The 14,548-nt window shown below is 62.1% G+C and carries 17 protein-coding genes; 11 read left to right on the top strand and 6 right to left on the bottom strand.

Translation table 11 applies throughout. The features are described 5' to 3' along the window. Window positions 1–8 precede the first annotated feature (8 nt). The 11 genes from IP79_RS02765 (at window position 9) to rpsD (ending at window position 9,428) form a co-directional block, all read left to right on the top strand. Entirely contained in the window at window positions 9–461 is a 453-nt protein-coding gene (locus tag IP79_RS02765) for a GatB/YqeY domain-containing protein (protein WP_054117699.1), read from the top strand. Window positions 462–561: 100 nt separating this feature from the next. Then, entirely contained in the window at window positions 562–912 is a 351-nt protein-coding gene (locus IP79_RS15165) for a GIY-YIG nuclease family protein (RefSeq protein WP_082336969.1), read from the top strand. Between the two features lie 6 nt (window positions 913–918). Continuing rightward, a complete protein-coding gene (dnaG, locus tag IP79_RS02760; protein ID WP_054117698.1) occupies window positions 919–2,781 on the top strand; it encodes a DNA primase in 1,863 nt (620 codons plus the stop codon). An 83-nt stretch (window positions 2,782–2,864) separates the two neighbouring features. After that, window positions 2,865–4,895 carry an RNA polymerase sigma factor RpoD gene (gene rpoD / locus IP79_RS02755; RefSeq protein ID WP_054117697.1) on the top strand — a complete coding sequence of 677 codons (2,031 nt, stop codon included), beginning with the start codon at window positions 2,865–2,867 and terminating at the stop codon, window positions 4,893–4,895. A 109-nt stretch (window positions 4,896–5,004) separates the two neighbouring features. Continuing rightward, the gene (locus IP79_RS02750) at window positions 5,005–5,484 is read left to right on the top strand and encodes an RpiB/LacA/LacB family sugar-phosphate isomerase (RefSeq protein ID WP_054117696.1); all 480 of its coding nucleotides are present in this window, start codon (window positions 5,005–5,007) and stop codon (window positions 5,482–5,484) included. Window positions 5,485–5,525: 41 nt separating this feature from the next. Continuing rightward, window positions 5,526–6,803 carry a serine hydroxymethyltransferase gene (gene glyA, locus IP79_RS02745; RefSeq protein ID WP_156318080.1) on the top strand — a complete coding sequence of 426 codons (1,278 nt, stop codon included), beginning with the start codon at window positions 5,526–5,528 and terminating at the stop codon, window positions 6,801–6,803. A 22-nt stretch (window positions 6,804–6,825) separates the two neighbouring features. Continuing rightward, on the top strand, window positions 6,826–7,044 hold the full coding sequence (locus tag IP79_RS02740; RefSeq protein WP_054117694.1) for a hypothetical protein: 219 nt from the start codon (window positions 6,826–6,828) through the stop codon (window positions 7,042–7,044). A gap of 8 nt (window positions 7,045–7,052) precedes the next feature. Continuing rightward, window positions 7,053–7,514: a transcriptional regulator NrdR gene (gene nrdR, locus IP79_RS02735; RefSeq protein ID WP_054117693.1), complete on the top strand. Its 462-nt coding sequence runs from the start codon at window positions 7,053–7,055 to the stop codon at window positions 7,512–7,514. A gap of 7 nt (window positions 7,515–7,521) precedes the next feature. Then, window positions 7,522–8,268 carry an RNA methyltransferase gene (locus tag IP79_RS02730; RefSeq protein ID WP_054117692.1) on the top strand — a complete coding sequence of 249 codons (747 nt, stop codon included), beginning with the start codon at window positions 7,522–7,524 and terminating at the stop codon, window positions 8,266–8,268. Between the two features lie 82 nt (window positions 8,269–8,350). Continuing rightward, a complete protein-coding gene (locus IP79_RS02725; protein WP_054117691.1) occupies window positions 8,351–8,611 on the top strand; it encodes a hypothetical protein in 261 nt (86 codons plus the stop codon). 202 nt (window positions 8,612–8,813) lie between these two features. Further along, window positions 8,814–9,428: a 30S ribosomal protein S4 gene (gene rpsD, locus IP79_RS02720; RefSeq protein ID WP_054117690.1), complete on the top strand. Its 615-nt coding sequence runs from the start codon at window positions 8,814–8,816 to the stop codon at window positions 9,426–9,428. A 76-nt stretch (window positions 9,429–9,504) separates the two neighbouring features. Here rpsD and IP79_RS02715 read toward each other — a convergent pair whose 3' ends face one another. The 6 genes from IP79_RS02715 to queA all read right to left on the bottom strand — a co-directional run bounded on the left by IP79_RS02715 (window position 9,505) and on the right by queA (window position 14,517). Continuing rightward, complete coding sequence (locus IP79_RS02715; RefSeq protein WP_054117689.1) at window positions 9,505–9,819, bottom strand: chorismate mutase; 315 nt, start codon at window positions 9,817–9,819, stop codon at window positions 9,505–9,507. Continuing rightward, window positions 9,819–10,952 carry a tRNA guanosine(34) transglycosylase Tgt gene (gene tgt, locus IP79_RS02710; RefSeq protein ID WP_054117997.1) on the bottom strand — a complete coding sequence of 378 codons (1,134 nt, stop codon included), beginning with the start codon at window positions 10,950–10,952 and terminating at the stop codon, window positions 9,819–9,821. Before tgt ends, IP79_RS02715 begins: the two co-directional genes overlap by 1 nt. 109 nt (window positions 10,953–11,061) lie before the next feature. Beyond that, complete coding sequence (locus tag IP79_RS02705) at window positions 11,062–11,601, bottom strand: outer membrane protein (protein WP_197273713.1); 540 nt, start codon at window positions 11,599–11,601, stop codon at window positions 11,062–11,064. A 160-nt stretch (window positions 11,602–11,761) separates the two neighbouring features. Further along, on the bottom strand, window positions 11,762–12,532 hold the full coding sequence (locus IP79_RS02700) for an ABC transporter permease (protein ID WP_054117687.1): 771 nt from the start codon (window positions 12,530–12,532) through the stop codon (window positions 11,762–11,764). Then, window positions 12,529–13,470 (bottom strand): ABC transporter ATP-binding protein, encoded by a 942-nt coding sequence (locus tag IP79_RS02695; RefSeq protein ID WP_054117686.1) that lies wholly within the window; start codon window positions 13,468–13,470, stop codon window positions 12,529–12,531. Before IP79_RS02695 ends, IP79_RS02700 begins: the two co-directional genes overlap by 4 nt. Before the next feature lie 9 nt (window positions 13,471–13,479). Then, a complete protein-coding gene (queA, locus tag IP79_RS02690) occupies window positions 13,480–14,517 on the bottom strand; it encodes a tRNA preQ1(34) S-adenosylmethionine ribosyltransferase-isomerase QueA (protein WP_054117685.1) in 1,038 nt (345 codons plus the stop codon). Window positions 14,518–14,548 lie beyond the last annotated feature (31 nt).

Below are 14,548 nucleotides of genomic sequence, written 5' to 3'. Positions count from 1 at the left end.
ACGTGCAAATGATCCGCGACGATATCAAGGCCGCCACCATCACCGCCATGAAGGCGGGCGAGAAAGACCGCACCGCCGCGCTCCGCCAGATCAGCGCTAAGATCAAGGATCGCGATATCGAGGAGCGCACCAGCGGCAAGGTGATTCCCGATGATGAACTGGTGGTCAGCGTGCTCCAGAAGATGGCCAAGCAGCGCCGCGAATCGATTGATATGTATGTGAGCGGCGGGCGCGATGAACTGGCCGCGGTGGAACGCGCCGAACTCGCCGTGATCGAGGAGTTTCTGCCGCAGATGATGGACGAGGCAGCCACGCGTGCTGCCATCGAATCGATCAAGGCAGAAACCGGCGCGTCCAGCATCAAGGACATGGGCACCGTGATGGCGGAATTGAAGGCCCGCCACGGCGCAGTGCTGGATGGCAAACTGGCCAGCGGGCTGGTGAAGGCGGCCTTGAGCTAAAAAAGCCAAACTCCGTTCGTGTCGAGCGAAGTCGAGACACCCCTCGTAATGGTGAAATGGCCTCTCGACTGCGCTCGAGGCGAACGGATATGGGTGCGGGATGGCCTTTTGGTGTTACATCCTTCGATGTTCCGACGGGCTGTACTACACCGGCCACACTGATGACCTCGAGCGTCGATTAGCTGAGCATCACCAAGGCGGGTTCTGTGAATTCACCTCGCAACGCCGACCAGTCACCCTGCTATGGGCGCAGGACTTCCCAACCCGTCACGAGGCACTTGCGACTGAACTGACGGTCAAGAAATGGTCTCGCGCCAAGAAAGAAGCATTGGCGCGTTCTGACTGGCAAGCGCTGTCTTACTTCTCCAAGCCGCCGGCAGAACGATCCACAGGTGATCCACTGAAAGGTGTCTCGACTTCGCTCGACACGAACGGAGTGGGGGAGCAGTAGACTTCGATGGCCATCACCCCGCAATGGAAGGACGAACTGCGCGCGCGGATTACGCTGTCCACGCTGGTGATGCGCAGCGTCAAGCTGACGCGCGCGGGGCGGGAATGGAAGGGGTGCTGCCCGTTCCATGACGAAAAGACGCCCAGTTTCTATGTGAACGACCAGAAGCAGTTTTATCACTGCTTCGGTTGCGGGGCGCATGGCGATGCGATCAGCTGGATGGTTGACCAGCAGGGCCTGCAATTCATGGATGCGGTGAAGGAACTGGCTGCGTCTGCCGGAATGGAAGTGCCCGCGCCCGATCCGGCCATGGCTCGCCGTGCGGAGGCCCGCGCCAGCCTGATCGATGTGACAGACGCCGCGCAGGCATTTTATGTCGCCAGTCTCGCCGCGCCGGGCGGCAGGGTTGCGCGGGAATACCTCGAACGGCGCGGCTTTTCCGCCGCCGTCTGCCGCGAATTCGGCTTCGGATGGGCGCCCGATGATCGGCAGGCGATCCCCAAGGCGCTGTCGCAATTCGGCGAGGATATGCTCGAAGGCGCCGGGATGCGCGCCGCCAACGACCAGGGCGAGCGGTATGATCGTTTCCGCGGCCGGGTGATGCTGCCGATCCAAGATGCGCGCGGGCGGGTGATCGCTTTCGGCGGGCGCATTCTCGATAAGCGGGACGGCGTGGCGAAGTATCTCAATTCGCCTGATACCGAATTGTTCGACAAGGGCCGCACGCTCTACAACCTGCACCGCGCCGCGCCTGCTGCGCGCCAGAGCGGGCGGGTGGTGGTCGTCGAAGGCTATATGGATGTCATCGCCCTCGCCAATGCGGGGATTGCCGATGCGGTCGCTCCGCTCGGCACGGCGCTGACCGAGATGCAGCTCGAACTGCTGTGGCGCATGGTCGATGCGCCGGTGCTGTGCTTCGATGGTGATGCGGCAGGTCAGCGTGCCGCAATGCGGGCGATTGCGCGGGCGCTGCCATTGCTGGCGCCGATGCGATCGCTCAATATCGTGCGATTGCCGGCGGGGCTCGATCCCGATGATCTTATCAAGGCGCAGGGCAAAGCTGCGATGGAGCGGCTGCTCGCCAGCCCTGCCAATCTGATCGACACCCTGTGGGAGTTTGAACGCGATGCGCAGCCGCTCGCCACGCCGGAGGCCAAGGCAGGGTTGAAGGCGCGGCTGATGGCGCATGTCGAAACCATCGCCGATCCTGAAATCAAAGGCCTATACCGGCGCGAACTTTCCGACCGGTTTTCCGCCTTCGCCTACCCGCCCCGCCCGCCCCGCCCTGCGTTTCAGCCGGGCCAGCGGCAACCGTGGCGTGGCGGGTCTCCCCCGCCGCCGCCGGGCCTGTCGGAATCCGCGCGCGTCCAGCTTTCCGGGATGATGGCGGGCGGGCAGCGACAGGGCCTGCTGACCGCCGTGATCGCCGGGCTGACCCGCTTCCCGCAAGAGATCAATCGCCACGCCGAAGCCCTCTCCAGCCTCGCCCGGCTTGACCGCGAAGCCGCTTCTTTGATCGAATCGCTGTTCGAACTTGCAGAAACGCTTGATTCGCGCGGGCTAAGCGCCATATGCAGCGCGCAAGGTCATCCTGCCCCGCCGGCAGATATCCGCTACGCCTTCCTTGATGAAGGCAACGATCCCGGCGCTGCGTGCGAGGAATTGGCTGAAGCTGTGTCGCTGCTGGTCGAAAGGCCGGCGCTGGAGGCTGCGCTTGCGGCCACCATATCGCGTTTCGACAGCGATCCGGAAGGGTCGTTTGCCGAACAGAATCGCCTGCGCACGCAGCTCACGGCAGTTGAAGAGAGATTGAAGGCCTTCGGACGCCGCAAAGCGTCACAGTCGGCCACCGACGATAATGCCGCCTGACGGGCGGAATGGGATTAACATGCGGCCAGCCTCGTGCGCAGCGCAAGGCACCGGGTCGCACGGCAACGGAATGATATCAGAATATGGCCGAGAAGGAAGACGCTCCGCTGATCGATCTCAACGAGGCTTCGATCAAGAAGCTGATCAGCAAGGCGAAAAAGCGCGGTTACGTCACCTATGACGAACTGAACGAAGCGCTGCCTTCTGGCGAGATGAGCCCCGACCAGATCGAGGATATCCAGACCGCGCTCAGCGAAATGGGCGTGCAGATCGTCGAGAATGACGAAGACGCCGAGGCTGAAGCCGATGGCGAAGAAGCACCCGAAGTTGCCGCCGATGACGACGATGATGATGATGAGGATGACGGCGAGAAAAAGGGCCCTGCCAAGGATGCCCGCGCCGGCAACCGCAAGCTGGCGACTGGCGAGCGCACCGATGATCCGGTGCGCATGTACCTGCGCGAAATGGGCGCGGTCGAGCTGCTCAGCCGCGAAGGCGAAATCGCCATCGCCAAGCGCATCGAAGCCGGACGCGACATGATGATCATGGGGCTGTGCGAAAGCCCCATCACCTTCCACGCCATCATCCAGTGGTCCGAAGCGCTCAACAGCGGCGACATGCAGCTGCGCGAGATCCTCGATCTGGACGCCATGCTCTCCAAGGAACCGCCGGCCGACAAGATGGCCGAAGGCGCCGAGGATGACGACGACGACGGCGAAATCTCCGAAGCCACCGCCGGCCCGACCATCCGCGAGGATGACGAGGTCAAGGACGAGCCCGAAGCGGACGAGGACGATGAAGACGGCGAAGGCCGGCCCAAGCGCGAAGAGGAAGAGGAAGAAGACAACACCCTCTCCCTGGCCCAGATGGAAGCCGCGCTGAAGCCCGAAGCGCTCGAAACCTTTGCCCGCATCACCACGCTGTTCCTTGCCTTTGAAAAGCTTCAGGGCGAGCGCGTCGAAACGCTGGCGATGGGTAACGATTTCCCTGCGGCGAAGGAAAAGAAGTACGAACAGCTGCGCGAAGACCTCACCGCCGAGGTTGAAAGCGTGCAGTTCCACGCGACCAAGATCGAATTTCTGGTCGACAATCTTTATGCCTTCAACCGCCGCCTGACCACGCTGGGCGGGCAGATGCTGCGCCTGGCGGAACGTCACAAGGTCAAGCGGATCGACTTCCTCAACGCCTATATGGGCAACGAGATGGACGATGCGTGGATCAAGGAGCGCGCCAAGAAGGACAAGAAGTGGGCCGCCTTTGCCGAGCGCGAGGAAGACGCGATCGAGCGCATCCGCAGCGAAATCTCCGATATCGCCGCGCAGACCGGCATGAGCCTCCCCGAGTTCCGCCGCATCGTCAACATGGTGCAGAAAGGCGAGCGCGAGGCGCGGATCGCCAAGAAGGAAATGGTCGAGGCGAACCTGCGTCTGGTGATTTCCATCGCCAAGAAATACACGAACCGCGGCCTGCAATTCCTTGATCTTATTCAGGAAGGCAATATCGGCCTGATGAAGGCGGTCGACAAGTTCGAATACCGCCGGGGGTACAAGTTCAGCACCTACGCCACATGGTGGATCCGGCAGGCGATCACGCGGAGCATTGCGGATCAGGCCCGCACCATCCGTATTCCGGTGCACATGATCGAAACGATCAACAAGCTGGTGCGCACGAGCCGCCAGTTCCTGCACGAGGAAGGCCGCGAGCCGACTCCGGAAGAAATGGCGCAGCGCCTTTCCATGCCGCTCGAAAAAGTGCGCAAGGTGATGAAGATCGCCAAGGAGCCGATCTCTCTCGAAACGCCGATTGGCGACGAGGAAGACAGCCATCTGGGCGATTTCATCGAGGACAAGAATGCGATCATTCCGGTGGATGCCGCGATTCAGGCCAACCTCAAGGAAACCGTCACCCGCGTGCTGGCATCCCTCACCCCGCGTGAAGAACGCGTGCTGCGGATGCGCTTCGGCATCGGGATGAACACCGATCACACGCTGGAAGAAGTCGGCCAGCAGTTCTCGGTGACCCGCGAACGTATCCGCCAGATCGAAGCGAAGGCGCTGCGCAAGCTCAAGCACCCGAGCCGGTCGCGCAAGATGCGGTCATTTTTGGATCAGTAAGACACGGAAAACCCCGCTTCGGCGGGGTTTTTCATTCACCGTCGTCTCTTGGTCGAAAACCCGGGGCCTAGGGGTGGAGAATCGCGGCTTCAAAGCCTATAGGGCTGCCATGCGCATCGCCATCGCCTCTGACCACGCCGCGACCGAGCTGAAGACCGATCTGGTCGAGTGGCTTATCGAAGAAGGCCACGAAGTCGCCGACCTCGGCCCCGAACCGGGGGTGAGCGTCGATTACCCCGATTACGGCTACCGCCTTGCCGAAATCGTCGCCGAAGGCACGGTCGAATTCGGCGTCGCCCTATGCGGCAGCGGCATCGGCATTTCGATGAGCGTCAACCGCCACCCGCAGGTGCGCTGCGCGCTGGTGTCAGAACCGCTTTCGGCCGCGCTCGCACGCGAACATAATGATGCCAATTGCATCGCAATGGGCGCGCGTCTCGTAGGGATAGAGATGGCCAAAGCCTGCGTTGCAACCTTCCTAGATACCGAATTCGCCGATGCCGGCGATCCGGCCGGACGCCACCAGCGCCGCGTCGGCAAGCTTGGCAAGCCCCCGTTCCAGCCCGATCATATCGAGACCCATCAATGAGCACCGCCCCGATTGATTTTGCCGCCCGCACCCAGAGCCCGATGGATGGCTTCTGGAAAGACGATCTTGCCCACGCCGATCCGGAAATCGCGGCTGCCATCGGCAAGGAACTCGCCCGCCAGCGCGACAAGATCGAACTGATCGCAAGCGAAAACATCGCAAGCCGCGCCGTGCTGGAAGCTGCCGGTTCTGTGTTCACCAACAAGTATGCCGAAGGCTATCCGAGCAAGCGTTACTATGGCGGCTGCGATTATGCCGATGTGGTCGAAACGCTGGCAATTGACCGCGCCAAGCAGTTGTTCGGTTGCAATTTTGCCAATGTGCAGCCCAACAGCGGCTCGCAGATGAATCAGGCCGTGTTCCTTGCGCTGCTGAACCCCGGCGATACCTTCATGGGCCTGGATCTGAACTCCGGCGGGCACCTTACCCATGGATCGCCGGTCAATATGAGCGGCAAGTGGTTCAATCCTGTCAGCTACGGCGTGCGTCAGGGTGACGAGCGGATCGACATGGAAGCGGTTGCCGCCACCGCGCGTGAACACAAGCCCAAGCTGATCATCTGCGGCGGCACTGCCTATTCGCGCACCTGGGATTTTCCCGCCTTCCGCGCCATCGCCGATGAAGTGGGTGCGATCCTGCTGTGCGACATGAGCCACATTTCCGGCCTTGTTGCAGGCGGCGCGCACCCCTCGCCCTTCCCGCATTGCGACATCGTCACCTCGACCACCCACAAGAGCCTGCGCGGCCCGCGTTCGGGCATCATCCTGTGGAACGACGAGAAGTTCACCAAGCCGCTCAACATGGCGGTGTTCCCCGGCCTTCAGGGCGGCCCGCTGATGCACATCGTCGCGGCCAAGGCGGTAGCTTTCAAGGAAGCGCTGGACCCGTCTTTCGGTGAATATGCCCACCGCATCGTCGATAACGCTCGCGCATTGGCGGCGAGCCTCGAGGAAAACGGCTTGCGCATTGTCAGCGGCGGCACGGATAACCACTCGATGCTGGTCGATCTGACCACCAAGGACGTGACCGGCAAGGACGCGGAAAAGGGCCTCGACCGCGCTTGGCTCACCTGCAACAAGAACGGCATCCCGTTCGACACCCGTTCGCCCTTCGTCACCAGCGGCATCCGTCTCGGCACGCCTGCGGGAACCACGCGCGGTTTCGGCCCGGACGAGTTCCGCACTATTGGCAAGCTCATCGCCGAAGTGGTTGAAGGCCTTTCCAAAAACGGCCCCGAAGGCGACGCGCAGATCGAAGAAAGCGTCCGCCAGCGGGTCAGCGCACTCTGTGCCGACTTCCCCGTTTATCCCGGCATGTGATGGCACAACGGAGTACGATACGATGAGAGAGCCCAAGAACAACGGTTCGGACTGGACCGAGGAGTTCAAGGAAGAGCTCGGGGGGATGGCAAAGGAAGGCCTGAATCACCCATCAACGAAACCGGTATTGACCGGTGCAGCGATCGGCGCGGCTGCCGGGCTGCTGCTGCCCGTAGTTTCGTGGCCGGTGGGGCTGATTGCCGGCGCGAGCTTCGCGCTTTATCAGCGGATCAAGAAGTAACCGATTGAATGCGTTGTCCCTTTTGTGCCCATGACGATACCCAAGTAAAAGATAGCCGCCCGACCGAGGACAACGCCTCGATCAGGCGGCGCCGTCAGTGTTCATCGTGCGGGGCGCGTTTCACCACATTCGAGCGTGTCCAATTGCGCGAAGTGGTAGTGGTAAAGTCCGGAGACCGGCGCGAACCGTTTGAACGCTCCAAACTCGAACAATCCGTCGCACTCGCATCACGCAAGCGCGGGATCGATCAGGAACGCCTCGACCAGCTGATTTCCGGCATCCAGCGGCAGGTCGAAACCTCGGGCGAGCCTGAAGTTCCGTCAGCCCATATTGGCGAGTTGGTAATGGAGGGCCTGCGCCAGATCGATTCGGTCGCGTACATCCGCTTCGCCAGCGTCTATCGCGATTTCTCCGAGGCGCGTGACTTCGAAGAGTTTGCGAGCACCGTACAGCAAGCCGCGAAAGAATAATCGCAAAATGGCCGATCTGAACAAGCCGGTGATCGTGCTGGTGCGTCCGCAACTGGGCGAGAATATCGGCAAGGCGGCGCGTGCAATGCTCAATTTCGGGTTGACCGAGATGCGGCTGGTTTCTCCTCGCGATGGCTGGCCCAACCCTTCGGCTGGCCCTGCTGCGGCGGGCGCGGACAGCGTGCTGGCCGATGCCAAGGTATATGCCACCACTGCCGACGCCGTGGCCGATTGCGCCTATGTCCACGCCACCACCGTGCGCAAACGCGGAGTGACCAAGCCGGTGGTCACGCCGGACGAAGCCGGGCGGCAGGTCCATAGTCTGCCGGGCCGTCACGCCATCCTGTTCGGCCCCGAACGTTCGGGGCTGGAAACCGAAGATGTCGCGCTGGCCCGCAATATCCTGACCGTGCCGATCAATCCGGAGTTCGGATCGCTCAACCTTGCCCAGGCGGTAATTCTGGTCGCCTACGAATGGTCGCGAATGGGGCGCGAGATGGCCGGTGCAGGCGCGGCTCTGGTGCAACCGACGGTCGAGGAAATTTTGCCCCCCGCGCCGCAGGAAGAGCTTGAAGGTTTGATCGCTCACTTCATCAAGCTGCTTGAGCCACGCGACTATTTCCTGCCCGAAGGGCGCGCCGAGGCAACCCATCGCACCCTGCGCGGGGTGCTGACCAAGCCGGGGTGGAACCACCTTGAGGTGCGCACATTGCGCGGTGTTCTTACCGCCCTGGCGCGCAATCCCCGCCGTTAACGTCGTTGGTCGATTGGCGTTGGACAGACGCTGATCGCGCGATAATTCTATGCGCCCCCCTGTTAATTCTGTGAGATTGTTGATGATTGTTTCGCATTCACGTCTGCTTGCCATCGGCTGCGCGATGTTGATCTTCCCTGCCAGCGCGATGGCCAGCACTCCTCCGGAAAGCGAGGAACCGGCCGAGCAATCTGCGCCTGACAGTGCCGAACCCGAAGGCGATGATGCCGCAACTGAGGACAAGCGGATCTGCCGTTATATAAGGCTTGATATGGCAAGCCGCCGCAAGACCAAGATTTGCCGCACCACCGAAGAATGGCGCCAACTCAACAATCCCAGATAGGCCGGCCAGCGAGGGCAGATCGCGCCGCGTTTCGGGCGCGCCGGGCTTGACCTCGGCGGCGTTCCTGCTATGCGCGCGCCTTCGCAATTGGTCCCGCACCCCGGTGAAGCGGTGGCCGCAGCAGGAAAATTGTCCTGCTGGTGCGATGCCGGGTTAAATGGCTGCCCATGGTGGGCGGCTCTGCAAATTTGAAGGAAGACGTATGTCGAAGCGCAAAAGCGCCAAGTACAAGCTTGACCGCCGGATGGGCGAAAACATCTGGGGTCGGCCCAATTCCCCGGTGAACAAGCGTTCTTACGGCCCCGGCCAGCACGGTCAGCGTCGCAAGGGCAAGATGAGCGATTATGGCCTGCAGCTGCGCGCCAAGCAAAAGCTCAAGGGCTATTACGGCGACGTCACCGAAAAGCAGTTCAAGCGCACCTATGCCGAAGCATCGCGCATGAAGGGCGATACCAGCCAGAACCTGATCGGCTTGCTCGAACAGCGTCTGGACATGGTGGTGTACCGCGCCAAGTTCGCGCCGACGATCTTCTCGGCCCGCCAGATTGTCAGCCACGGCCACATTTATGTGAACGGTGTGAAGTGTAACATCGCCTCGCGCCGCGTGATGATCGGCGACGTTGTCAGCCTCGGCAGCAAGGCCAAGGAAATGGCGCTCGTGATCGAAGCCCAGAGCCTCGCCGAGCGTGACATTCCCGATTACGTCCAGACCGACGGAACCGACAAGATCACCTTCACCCGCGTGCCGAAGCTCGACGAAGTGCCCTATCCGGTCACGATGGAGCCGAACCTGGTAGTGGAATTCTACTCGCGCTGATCCAGTTGCCAGCGACACATTACAAAAAGGGCGGCCTTGCGGGGCCGCCCTTTTTCGTTGTGATGTGGTGCTGTCATCAGTCCCTGATGCTGTCCCATTCGGCGAATTCATAGGCGATCGAGCCTTCGACGAGCCGTTCCCAGATGTCGGCGATGACATCAGCGGGGATGCCATGCGCCTCTGCTTCCGTCACAGCTGCGGCAATAACGCTGGCCTTGCGCGCTTCATCACGCACGGCATCACGGCTTGGCTTTATCCGTGCGGCGGCGCGCATGTAGCCAAAGCGCCTTGCCAGCAGCGCCACCAGTTCGGTGTCGAGCGCATCGACCCCGGCACGCACATCGAACATGGTCTGGCAGGCTTCAGGGTGTTTCACGGCGCTATCAGGCATCAAACGGAACTTCCAAGGTAATCGCGCCGGAATGTAGCGGCAAAATCGTTAAATCGTCCGCCCGCAATGGCATCGCGCATCCCCTGCATCAAGGCCTGATAGAAGCTGAGGTTATGTTCGGTCACCAGCATTGCGCCCAGCATCTCGCCTGATTTCACAAGGTGATGGATATAGGCGCGGCTATAGGTTGTGCAGACCGGGCAGGCGCAGCGTTCATCCAGCGGGCCGGTATCCTCGGCAAAGCGGGCGTTGCGCAGATTGAGCGGGCCGTTCCAGGTAAATGCCTGCCCGTTGCGCCCCGACCGGGTCGGCAGCACGCAATCGAACATGTCGATCCCGCGCTCCACCGCGCCCACCAGATCATCCGGCTTGCCCACGCCCATCAGGTAACGCGGGCGATCCACCGGCAGCATGTCAGGCGCATAGTCGAGCACGCCGAACATCGCCTCCTGCCCTTCGCCTACGGCAAGCCCACCGACAGCATAGCCATCAAAGCCGATATCGGTGAGCGCATCGGCGCTGATCCGGCGCAGGTCTTCGTGCAGCGCGCCCTGCTGGATGCCGAACAGCGCTGCACGGGCGGCATGATCTTCGCCGCTGTCGAAGCCTTCGCGGCTGCGTTTGGCCCAGCGCATCGAAAGCTCCATCGATGCCGCGATCTCGTCACGCGAACGGTCGGCACGCGGGCATTCATCGAACGCCATGACGATATCGGAGCCGAGCAGCCGCTGGATCTCCATGCTGCGTTCGGGCGTGAGCATATGCCTGGAGCCATCAAGATGGCTGCGAAACTCCACACCCTGTTCGGTCAGCTTGCGCAGTTCGGAAAGGCTCATCACCTGATAGCCGCCGCTGTCGGTCAGAATCGGCCTCTGCCAGTTCATGAACTTGTGCAGCCCGCCAAGCCGCGCCACCCGTTCAGCGCCGGGGCGCAGCATCAGGTGGTAGGTGTTGCCCAGGATAATGTCGGCACCTGTCTGGCGCACCGCTTCGGGCTTCATCGCCTTGACGGTCGCTGCGGTGCCAACCGGCATGAAGGCGGGCGTGCGGATTTCGCCGCATTGCATGGCAATCGCACCGGTGCGCGCCTTGCCGTCGGTGGCGTGGAGGGTGAAGGAGAAACGGGGAGCAATCATCGCGCCCGCGCCCCTAGCTGCCCCGTGCCGCGCTGTCACCCACACAACAAAAAAGGGCAGGGGCCGCGCTGTGCGACCCCTGCCCTCGATTCAGTCTGTTCGCGGATTAGAACGCGAACAGCACGCCCGCAGTGGCACGGGTTGTGTCGAATGCGATGGTGTCGATACCGGCGCGGAAACGGATCGGGCCGTCACCCAGACCGAATTCGACGCCAGCGCCGACGAGGTAATCGCCGTCGGTGGTATCAAAGCCTGCGGGCGGATTGATGCCGAACAGGTTGCGGACGTCGATATCGACTTCCTGATAGCCGCCGCGCACGAACACCTTGGCGTTCTGGCCAACGCGCGCGCCGAGGCGGGCAGAGACGCCGTATTCGTTGTCGATGGCGCCATCACCGAAGTGGTAGTTGCCTTCGGCACCGACGAACAGGGTTTCGCCAACGGGGAAATCAACGCCGGCGACCACACCGTAGATGCCGCCATCGTCGTTATCGATGCCGGTGCCCAGATCATGGATACCGGCCGACGCGCCGACGAAAACTTCGGGCTGGCTGGTGGTGGACTGGGCCTGTGCTGCGGCCGGGAGAGCGATTGCGCTCATCGCTGCGCCAAGGAGCACGGGAGTGGTGAATGCGAATTTACGCATAATCTTTTCCTTTGTTAGTCCGGCCGCAGGGGGTGCGGCAGGCATCGCGCATATGGGGACGGCCAACTTTCCGCGCAATGAACGAACAGACAGCTTGTCGTTAATGTCCGCCCAAGGGTGTATTGCACCCGACCAAGGGCGACTGACGACCCTTTGCGGATTACTCGCGCAGCCGCCAGCCCGTGCGGAAGATGATCGCAATGACCGCCACACAGGCCACCAGAAAGCCGAGCGTCAAGCCCAGCGAAACCGCGATCGGCACATCGGCGACGCCATAGAAGCTGTAACGCAAGCCGCTCACCAGAAAGGCAATCGGGTTGGCGAGCGCGATATCGTCCCACGGGGCGGGAAGATCGCGGATCGAATAGAAGGTGCCGCCCAGAAAGGTCAGCGGAGTAAGGATCAGCAGCGGGATGATGCCGAGCTTCTCGAACGAATCGGCCCAGATGCCGAGGATGAATCCGAACAGCGCGAAACTCGAAGCGACCAGCATGATGTATAATGCGGCAAAGACCGGGTATCTGATCTCGTAATCGACAAAGAACGTCGCGGTGGTGAGGATGATGGCCGCCAGAATCAGTCCCTTGGTCATTGCCGCGCCGACAAATCCCGTCAGCGTTTCTGCCACGCCCACGGGTGCCGAAAGCAGTTCGTAAATCGTGCCCGTGAAGCGCGGCATATAGATGCCGAAGCTGGCGTTGCTCGTCGTCTCGCCCAAGAGGGTGAGCATGAGCAGGCCGGGGATAATGAAAGCGCCGTAAGGCACCCCGCCTATCGGCTCCATCCGCGCACCGATCACTGTTCCGAACACCACGAAGTAAAGAGAGGTGGTGAGCACCGGCGACAGGATTGACTGGAACGCGGTGCGGAAGGCGCGGCTCATTTCGCGGCGATAGATCGCAAAGGCGCTGCGCCAGTTGAAGGTCATCATGCTGCCTCCTTACCGCCAAGCAGGCCGACAAAAATGTCCTCAAGCGAGCTGTCATGAATGTCGAGGCTGGTGAAGGCCACCCCGGCGCGAGTCAGTGCCTGCGCCAGTTGCGCGACATCGGCGCGGCCCCCGCCCTCCCCGTTGCCGCCGCGGTAAATCAGGCGGGTGCCGCCGTCGGCGAGTTCGACCGGGAATGCAGCAATCTCGGGCGGCAGTGCAGCCAGCGGCGCGGCCAGATCGATCACCGCTTCAGTGGTGCCAAGCCGTTCCATCATGGCGCGCTTTTCATCAACCATCAGGATGCGGCCGCCCTGGATGATGCCGACGCGGTCGGCCATTTCTTCGGCTTCCTCGATGTAATGGGTGGTGAGGATGATGGTGACGCCGCGTTCTTTCAGCGCGGCGATCTGCTGCCACATGTCCTTGCGCAGTTCCACGTCCACGCCCGCGGTGGGTTCATCGAGGAACAGCAATTCGGGATCATGCGCCAGCGCCTTTGCAATCAGCACACGGCGCTTCATTCCGCCGGACAGTGCGCGAATCTGCGCGTCCTTCTTGTCCCACAGTGACAGGCTCTTGAGGATTTCCCCGAGGCGCGCAGGATCATAAGGCTTGCCGAACAACCCTTGCGAATAGGCCACCGCGCGCCATACGGTTTCGAACATGTCGGTCGCCAGTTCCTGCGGCACCAAGCCGATGCGCGCCCGCGCCCTGCGCCAATCGCGCGACAGATCGTGGCCAAAAGCCGTCATCGTACCGCTGGTCGGGCGCACAAGCCCGCAAACAGCGCCGATCAGCGTGGTCTTGCCCGCGCCGTTCGGCCCGAGCAGCGCAAAAATCTCACCCCGGTTGATGCTGAGATCGACTCCGTCCAGCGCCCGCGTGCCGCCCTTATAGGTTTTGGTCAGGCCGCGGATCGAGAGGATGGGTTCGGACATGAAACCCAGTTAGGGCAGCAACAACGAGGAGTCACCATAGGAATAGAAGCGGTATTCGTTGGCAATGGCATGGGCATAGGCCGCCATCATCCGGTCGCGGCCCATAAGCGCGCTGACCAGCATCATCAGGGTGGATTTGGGCAGGTGGAAATTGGTCATCAGCCCATCCACGGCGCGCAATTTGTAGCCCGGCGTGATGAAAATCGCAGTGTCCCCGGCGAAAGGCTGGATAACGCCGTTCTCGTTCACCGCGCTTTCCAGCAGGCGCAGTGAGGTGGTGCCTACCGCGATGATCCGGCCACCCTTGGCGCGGGCTTGGTTGAGCCGCTCAGCCGTGCATTGCGAAATGCGGCCAAACTCTGCGTGCATCTGGTGGTCGTCGGTATCCTCGGCCTTGACCGGAAGAAAGGTGCCTGCCCCTACGTGCAACGTCAGCATCGCCCGATCGATGCCGCGCGCATCAAGCGCGTCGACCAGCCTTTGCGTGAAATGCAGCGATGCCGTGGGGGCGGCGACCGCGCCTTCTTCCGCCGCGAACATGGTCTGGTAATCTTCCAGATCCTGCGCATCCACCCCGCGTTTGCTGGCAATATAGGGCGGCAGCGGCATGGTGCCCGCGCGGGTCAGCAGCACTTCGACCGGCTCTTCCCCTTCGAAGAACAGCGTGATCGAACCATCGGGAAGCCGCCCCTCGGCAATGGCGGTGACGCCGCCGCCGAACACCAGCTGATCGCCTTCCTTCACCCGCTTGGCATTGCGGACGAAGGCCTGCCAGCGGCGCAGGTCGATCCGCTTGTGCAGCGTCGCGCCGATCTTCGCCTCTCCGTCAGCACGGCGGCCTTCGAGCTGGGCGGGGATGACGCGGGTGTCGTTGAACACCAGCACATCACCGGGGTTCAGCAGATCGGGCAGTTCATGCACATGCTGGTCTTCGAAAGGCGCATCCTGCCCGCGAACCACCAGCATCCGCGCCGCATCACGCGGGCGCACCGGACGCAGGGCAATGCGATCCTGCGGCAAATCGAAATCGAACAGATCAACCTTCATGGGCGCGGCGCGTAGCGGCACCGCGCGCCTG

Origin of the sequence: Porphyrobacter sp. AAP60, from assembly GCF_001296025.1 — a bacterium.
Lineage (GTDB): Bacteria > Pseudomonadota > Alphaproteobacteria > Sphingomonadales > Sphingomonadaceae > Erythrobacter.
This window is presented reverse-complemented; position numbering and strand designations above follow the sequence as displayed.